This window comes from Bradyrhizobium sp. P5_C11_2 (assembly GCF_054049755.1).
Map to the genome: position 1 here is coordinate 1 of NZ_JBFULT010000384.1, position 7,299 is coordinate 7,299.

General features: G+C 61.0%; 5 protein-coding genes and 1 pseudogene. 2 read left to right on the plus strand and 4 right to left on the minus strand.

The window, feature by feature from the left end:
• Positions 1–184: 184 nt before the first annotated feature.
• The 3 genes and pseudogenes from ACXJL8_RS28380 to ACXJL8_RS28390 all read right to left on the minus strand — a co-directional run bounded on the left by ACXJL8_RS28380 (position 185) and on the right by ACXJL8_RS28390 (position 4,327).
• Positions 185–2,731, minus strand: coding sequence for a heparin lyase I family protein (locus ACXJL8_RS28380; protein WP_456685986.1), 2,547 nt, complete (start codon positions 2,729–2,731; stop codon positions 185–187).
• Between the two features lie 554 nt (positions 2,732–3,285).
• A pseudogene (locus tag ACXJL8_RS28385) lies at positions 3,286–3,426 on the minus strand (IS5/IS1182 family transposase); the annotation flags it as partial.
• A gap of 115 nt (positions 3,427–3,541) precedes the next feature.
• Complete coding sequence (locus tag ACXJL8_RS28390) at positions 3,542–4,327, minus strand: class I SAM-dependent methyltransferase (RefSeq protein WP_456624252.1); 786 nt, start codon at positions 4,325–4,327, stop codon at positions 3,542–3,544.
• A 463-nt stretch (positions 4,328–4,790) separates the two neighbouring features.
• Here ACXJL8_RS28390 and ACXJL8_RS28395 point away from each other — a divergent pair, with 463 nt between their 5' ends.
• A complete protein-coding gene (locus ACXJL8_RS28395; RefSeq protein ID WP_456624253.1) occupies positions 4,791–5,243 on the plus strand; it encodes a transposase in 453 nt (150 codons plus the stop codon).
• Here the strand turns inward: ACXJL8_RS28395 and ACXJL8_RS28400 are convergent.
• Entirely contained in the window at positions 5,224–6,102 is an 879-nt protein-coding gene (locus ACXJL8_RS28400) for a class I SAM-dependent methyltransferase (RefSeq protein ID WP_456685987.1), read from the minus strand. The genes ACXJL8_RS28395 and ACXJL8_RS28400 overlap by 20 nt on opposite strands.
• A 232-nt stretch (positions 6,103–6,334) precedes the next feature.
• Between ACXJL8_RS28400 and ACXJL8_RS28405 the strand changes: the two genes are divergently transcribed.
• Positions 6,335–7,288 (plus strand): polysaccharide deacetylase family protein, encoded by a 954-nt coding sequence (locus ACXJL8_RS28405; RefSeq protein WP_456685988.1) that lies wholly within the window; start codon positions 6,335–6,337, stop codon positions 7,286–7,288.
• Positions 7,289–7,299 lie beyond the last annotated feature (11 nt).

Below are 7,299 nucleotides of genomic sequence, written 5' to 3' on the forward strand. Positions count from 1 at the left end.
ATGAAGGCGCAGGAACAGAGCCAGGGATCGAAGCCCGAGATCTGCGGCATGGGCATTTCCATTCTGGATCGCCATTTTTTACTCAACCCTTCGCGGCTACCGGCCGCGTACGATGTTCCTTCTCATGCATTCCCAAGCAGTGACGGTGCCGCACCCAGGCGCTGAGCCTGGGTGCGGCCCGGCATTAATGTTGCGGCCGCGCCAGCAACGAGTCGTGGCCCCAACCGGTCGCTTGCGACAGAGCCGCCACGATCTGACCGGGATCCACATGGCCGGTGTGAGCGGCCAGATACTGGTTCAGCAGCGCAAAGCTCTGGCTTGCCATGGACGCCAGCGTGGAGCCGGTCGCGGCCGGATGATCTGCCGCACTGATCGGCTGCGCAGCGGTCGTTGCCAGGGTGCTGGCGGCCGGGTCAAAATGCTGCTGGAGCAGCGCAAAGCCCTGGTTCGCCAAGACCCCCGTGTGTGCGGCGGCCGTCTGCTGATGATGATCCGCAGACTCGGTCGTCTGCGAGGTCGTCGGGGTCGCGGCCGTCGTGGTGGCAACGGGCTGATGAGCCGTCGCGGTGTGGTGGTGGTGGTGCGACGAGGTTGTCGTGGTCGTGGTCGTCGCGGGTCGAGGATCCGTCACGGTGATGGTTTGCGGCGAAGCCGTCGCAACCGCACCGGTTGACGGATCCTTCGCACTTGCCGTCAGCGTAAGTGTCGCAACCGGATGACCCCCGCCCCTGTAGGTCGAGGTCAGCGTCAGTCCGCTGTCGACCTGCGCGGCCGTCAGCGTGATGTCATTTCCCCGGAACGTCCGACCATCGAGCTTGTCGGTGATCGATTCATATTTCGGCAACCCCGTGATGTGCACGGTCACGAGATCGTTCGAATCGGTCGTTGTCACCTTCGTCCCGAGATCGACGGTACCACCTCTTCCGGCCACCCAGAGCGAGTCATCCGCGATCGTGAGGACAGGCTTGGTCGCGGATGGGGTCGGCGGCGACGTTGGTGTCGTTGGCGTCGTCGGCGTCGTGGGCGTCGTGGGCGTCGTCGGCGGCGTCGATGACGTCGGGTCGACCTGCAGGCCGGAGAACGTCTTCACGGCGCCGGCAAGATTGGCAGCGACACCGCTCGCGTCCTTGATGGCCACACCGCTCGCAAGATTGACCCCGGTGATGGCGAGCGCCGAGGTGGCGGTGTTGGTCGAGGCGACCGTGGTCTTGAAGGTGAGCGTGCCCGTACCCGAACCACCGGCATAAGTGGCCGTGCCGCCGTCATTGAGCGACAGCGTGGGGGTGCCCGTCACCGTCACGGCCTCGTTGAAGCCGAGTGCCAGCGTGATCGTGTCCCCGACATGCTCGGTGCCTGTTCCCGGAGCAGCCGTGGCCTGCATCACCGCCGGCGAGATCGGATCGATCTGGAGACCGGTGAACGTCTTCACCGCACCCGACAGGTTCGCCGCGACCCCGGAGGCGTCCTTGATGCTCGCACCGCTCGCAAGATTGACCCCGGTGATGGCGAGCGCCGACGTATTCGTGTTGGTCGAGGCGACGGTGGTCTTGAAGGTGAGCGTGCCCGTGCCAGAACCACCGGCATAAGTGGCCGTACCGCCGTCATTGAGCGACAGCGTGGGCGTGCCCGTCACCGTCACGGCCTCGTTGAAGGCGAGCGACAGCGTGATGGTATCGCCGGCATGCTCGATGCCCGTTCCCGGAGAGGCCGTGGCCTGTGTCACCGCCGGCGAGATCGGATCGATCTGGAGACCGGTGAAGGTCTTCACCGCACCCGACAGGTTCGCCGCGAGACCGGAGGCGTCCTTGATGCTCGCGCCGCTCGGAAGATTGACACCGGTGATGGCGAGCGCCGAGGTATTCGTGTCGGTCGACGCAACCGTGGTGCGGAAGGTGAGCGTGCCCGTACCGGAACCACCGACATAGGTGGCGGTATTGCCGTCGTTGAGCTTCAGTGTGGGCGTGCCCGTGACGGTCACGGCCTCGCTAAAGCCGAGCGTCAATGTGATGGTATCGCCGACATGCTCGATTCCTGTCCCCGGTGAAGCGGTGGCCTGGGTCACTGTCGGCGCGACGTTTGGCGGGGTGGTTGGCGACGTGGGCGCGCCGCCCACACCCTGCCAGCCGTTTGCCGTCGACCCAGTGACCAGCGTCAAATTGCGAAAGTCGGCGGTCACGCTCTCGGTAGGACCTGAATTCCGATACAGGCCTTCTTCCCAATAGGTCGGCGAGCCATAGCCCAGCGGGCCGGAATAGTTCACGACCTGCTGGCCGTCGACCGCCAGCTTGAGATAGCCGCCGCCGCTGTTCGAGACGTTGGCCTGGATGTTGATGTCGTAATACTTCCCCGGAACAATCGGGTTCGGGTCGGTCCATAGCACCAGATTATGCAGATCGGAGGAGCCCTGGGCGGGATTCCCGCCAGRTTGGACATAGCGCGCGACAAGCTGCAGATGGTCGCCGGCGAGCTGAACTGCGAATGGCGGCGAGGTTCCAGCCACAGTGCCGCCATCATGCATTTCTGCGGTAACAAAGAACCATGCGTTGTTGACGAATGTGTTGTTTGGCCCGTTGGGCTGCACCGCAAACTGGTAGTCGATGGCGGTGGGAGTCCCCGGTTGAATATAGTTAGCCAACATTATTTCAGAGCGATCGACACCTGATCCATCGAACCAGGCGCGATCGCCAGGTTGAATTGAAAATTGTAGAGTCTGGGGGTCGAGATTGGTCATGCTGTAGCTCTTGCCCGGGGTCTGAACGTAGTAGCTGTCCCCCCCAATGCTAAGGTACGTTTTCGGCGCAGCCGAGAATGACGTGATCGTGCCGGTAGTATCCAATTTCAGACTCCTTCGAGTTACGGAAGTTGTTTCTCGTTGACGTTGACGAGGGCATTCCACTGCCGCGCATCACGATGGCGCGCAACATACCGCATGCTCGCAGCGACTGGCTTCGCGAACACATTTCAACGCATCGCAGCCTCGGACCGCGAGCGGATTTCAAAGCTTCGGGAACTTGCCCCCCCGATAGCTCGCTTGCGGGTTAATAAGCAAAAGTGGCGAAAAAACTTTCAAAGTATGATTTATACCAACGTTTAGGTCGGTCCCGCAGATCATCAAAATCTGGACTGCGCGACCCGTCACCAAAGATCCGCCTCCATCCGCTCCTTCGCGGAAAGAGGTCGTCTCCGCCGGGAAGCTTGATCACGCCGATGCGGTACGGTGATCGCGTTGGAGGCCCAAACAAAACAGGGAAGCAACGCGGCTTCACCGCTCATGAGGTCGCTCGATTATTGCTTCCTTAGGATCTGAGCCGTGGGGAGAAACTCGTCTCGAGCCGCTGATGGGTCTCTCAACCTGGGCCGGTCGAAGCGCAGGATGCGCTTCAGGCGTGCGAACAGCATCTCGATCTTCTTCCGTTCGCACCGCGACTTCATAGGAATCCGACTTGGCGATAAATCACGAGAATGCCGGGAAGCGTGGCGGCTCTGCGCCGCGCGATCCGCCGGCGCTTGATAGATATGACCCGTCGCTAGAACCTGCAAATCAGGCGGGAACGGCAGTGCTGACCTGCAGGTCCGCCCTCGCGGGAAGAGCCGGTTTGCGGATGATAAAGATGATGTCGTTGTGATCGGAGCTCAGGCGGCCGAGGGACAGGACATGAAGCGTCTTCTTGTACGCTTCCACCAGCTTGAGCTTGAGGCTGTTGTTGTTCAGGCCGTGGCTGCTAGGCATCCCGTATTCGGCGGCCAGGACCAGTCCGTTCTCTTCGCAGAACGCCCGAATGCCTTCGCGCGACACCACCTGGTCGTAGGTGACCTTGTAGGGGCCGTAGCCTGGCTTGCCGGCGTTCTTCCATCCGAGGATCAGGCGATAGAAGAGCACGTGAACCCAGTGCGGGGTCATCCTGGCGGTGAAGCCGTACGCCGAATAGGGGTCGGGGATCATGATGATGATCAGCCCGCCCGGTTTCACCCATCTGTTGAAGTTCTCCAGGACCTGCTGCGCCCCCGGTACGTGCTCCAGGACGAAGGAGTTGAAGATGACGTCGAAGGTCCGCTGACCGAAATCGGCCGTGCGCAGATCCCCGACGATGCCTTCGTGGAGGTCCTTCGTTTCGTCGCGCCGGATGCGAAGGGCTTCGGGGTCGAGGTCGATGCCGGTCAGCACATATCCGCCGCCGCCGATGTCGAGATCCCACTTCTGGCCGCAACCAGCTTCGAGGATATCAAGAACCTTGCCAGGATCCTTGATCGAGCGAATCTCGCGGGACATCACCTCCATCGCGTGATCCCAACCGTTCGTCAGCGGAATCCGGGTTCGTGCTTTCATCGACTTGGCTCCCTTGGCGCAGGCTGACTTCCCGTCCGGCCGGCCTCTCCGATGCGGCGCACTCAGCAGGGGCGTTCAGCCCTGGCGACCCGGGCAACAGTGTGCGAAAGGACCACGGTAACGTGGTTATACGCTCGTATCCTACGGTCAAATTCGCCTCAAGTGCCGGCCCTTTCGGACTACCCCGTCGGCTTCCCTTGGATTTCGCGTTATCGTCGACCCAATCGATCAGCGAAGCCGAGGCTCGTTGTGCATGATGCATCGGAATGAGCACCCAGAAGTCGGGCGCGGCGTTCAGGTTGCGGGTCTACATAGACGGCAGCGATCGCGAATTCGTTCATCACCGAGTACTCAATTGGGTGGCCACTCAGCCCCCGCCACCAGCCCTTTTGCTTACACTTGACCTGCGACCGAATATTTCCTCCAGAACGAGTTAGAGCCCGGGCCGAAGAAGCAGGGACAGATGAAGCGAGCAAGGTTCACGGGAGAGCAGATTATCGCGGTATCGAAGGAGCATGAGGGTGGGCGAAGACGACCGACCTCGCGCGCAGGCATGGGGTCTCCGAGGCGACGATCCACAAATTGGAAGGCCAAATTCGGCGGCATGGACGTTTGCAAGGCGAAGCGGCTAATGGCCTTGGAAGAGGAGAACGCGAAGCTGAAGAAGCTTCTGGCCGAGCAGAGCTCGATGCGGCTGCCCTTCGCGAGCCGCTTTCAAAAATTGGCTAGGCCCCGCCGCCAAGCGCGCAACGGCCTCTGGACGCGGCTCTGCGTGGCCGGTTGCGAGATCTCGCCAACGAGCGGCGGCGTTTCGGTTGCCGCCGGTCAGGAATCAGCAGCTTGTCGCCGAACAAATACTGGTTGTCGACCACTCCAGGAGCGTCTGAGACGTGTCCTCAGCGACGCGTCGCGATGAGCTGGATTCCGAGGATGCGGCGCAGTATCGGCAGGTTCGAAACGCGCCATCCGAGGCTCCGCGGCAGGCAGCCGACGACGGTTTCGAGCGCGATCACAACGCCCAGCGGCAGCGTCGTCTGGAAGTTGCGGATGCGCACGAAAGCCTGCACCCGCGCGAAACCCGCGGAGCGGAACAGGCTCGCTAGTTCACGATTCGTGTACTCGCGCAAGTGAAAGCCCCGCGCCACTTCATCGATGCCGCCGGAGACGTCGTGCGGGCCGTTCATGCGGTTCGGCGTGATGCAGAAGTATTTTCCGCCGGGCTCTAGCGCGGCGAACACGTTCGCGAGCTGGTCGCGGGCGTCATCCGGATGGAGATGCTCCATCAGCTGGTTCGAGAAGATCAGCGTCGCCTTTACTGGAATGCTGATGCCGTCGGAGAGCACGACTTCAAGGCTCGGTGCGCTCGCGCCGCGCGTCACCGTCTCGGAGACATCGATCGCGTAGGCTTTCCGCACCTGCGGCGCGACGAGCATCGTGAGCGCGCAGTCGCCAGCTCCGATCTCCGCATAGACCGTGTCAGGATTCAGGAACGGACGGAGCGTCTCGAACAGCTCCTGCAACTCGGCCCGCTTCACCGCCCCCTGGCTCTTAAGCACGAGCAGCGGGTGGTACGGCACCTCGCGAAACAGCTCTTCATACACCGAGCTGTAAAGTTGCTTGCGCTCCGCGCGCGAAGAATTGCGTAACCGATCCGCGAGCCTGATCTCCACCCTGTAGTGGTGCGCCCGCTTCGAGTCCATCAGAAGTTGGGAGGCCATTCCCCACGGTACCACCCGTCCAAGGGCCGACCAATACTCAAGATGGGGTAGCCACAACGTGGCACCGGCTGAACTCAAATCGAAGTGCGTTATTCGCAGCCTCTAGCTAAACTTGTATCGAAGTTGTGCCCTGAGCGTCGGTGTCGCCTAGGGCCGAACGGATCAATCACCACTGCGGAGCTCGCCTCAATTGAAGCGGCAGGTTAAAGACCTTGTATTTCATGCAATCGGGAGCGCCGGATTTTTTCYGGCCTTTCGCAGGATCTTCGCTGGTAGGGCGGCGATCGTAATGTTTCACGAAATTCAGCGGGATTGTCGGTCGGAATTAATGACCGGAACTTCCGTTGAACTATTTGAATACTCCCTCAGTTGGCTCCAACAGGAAGGATGGGCGATTGTCAGCCTCGAGGAGTGCCTTGAGCGACTGGCCAGAAATGACCAATCGCGCCGCTACGCGGTCCTCACATTCGATGACGGGTACCGGGACAATGTCTCGGTGGCGCTTCCAATCCTTGAGCGTAACAACGCTCCATTCATGGTGTACGTGCCGACGGCTGCGCTAACGCGGACCATGCAGTCCTGGTGGTTAGGATTGCGCGAGCTGTTTCGCTCAAGAGATGACATCACAATCGATGCAATGGGCATTCGGTTTCATTGTCCAGACTTCGAGAGCAAGCGGTTCGCCCTGACAAGAGTCGACCAGTGGGTTCACCAGGATTACAAACGTGCCGAAATGCTTGCGCCGACCTTCAACAATGCTGGTATTTCGATATCGACGTTGAACAACCAATACTTCCTTGACGAGGGCGCGCTTCAAGAGTTATCGCGTCATCCTCTCGCATCAATTGGCGGGCACACTACCTCACACGCAGCGCTGGCGACCCTTGACGCGACCTTAGCGCGAGCCGAGATGGCCGATAACCGCAACTATCTGGAGAACTTACTTCAGTTGCCTGTCCGGCATCACGCTTATCCGTATGGGGCGTGCGGTGCGCGTGAAGAGCATCTCGCCAAAGAGGTGGGCTATTTGAGCGCCGTAACAACGCGACACGGTCAGCTGGGCAACGATCGCCTCAAACAATTCGCGCTTCCCCGCATTGGGGTGAGCAGTGCGTTTGACTCGGAAATTTCGTTCGCGGCGCGAATGAATGGGGTGCAGTTGGCAGCGCAAACGCTACTTTCGAGACGATCCCATCGGCAGCCCTTGGAAGAGATGCTTCGGGCCTTGGCCGGGCGACGGTGAGCTGAGACCAC

What these genes read in the sequence shown, in the direction of transcription:
- ACXJL8_RS28390 (WP_456624252.1), bottom strand. Translation starts at nt 4,327, where the DNA reads ATGAAAGCACGAACCCGGATTCCGCTGACGAACGGTTGGGATCACGCG.
- ACXJL8_RS28395 (WP_456624253.1), top strand. Translation starts at nt 4,791, where the DNA reads ATGAAGCGAGCAAGGTTCACGGGAGAGCAGATTATCGCGGTATCGAAG.
- ACXJL8_RS28405 (WP_456685988.1), top strand. Translation starts at nt 6,335, where the DNA reads ATGTTTCACGAAATTCAGCGGGATTGTCGGTCGGAATTAATGACCGGA.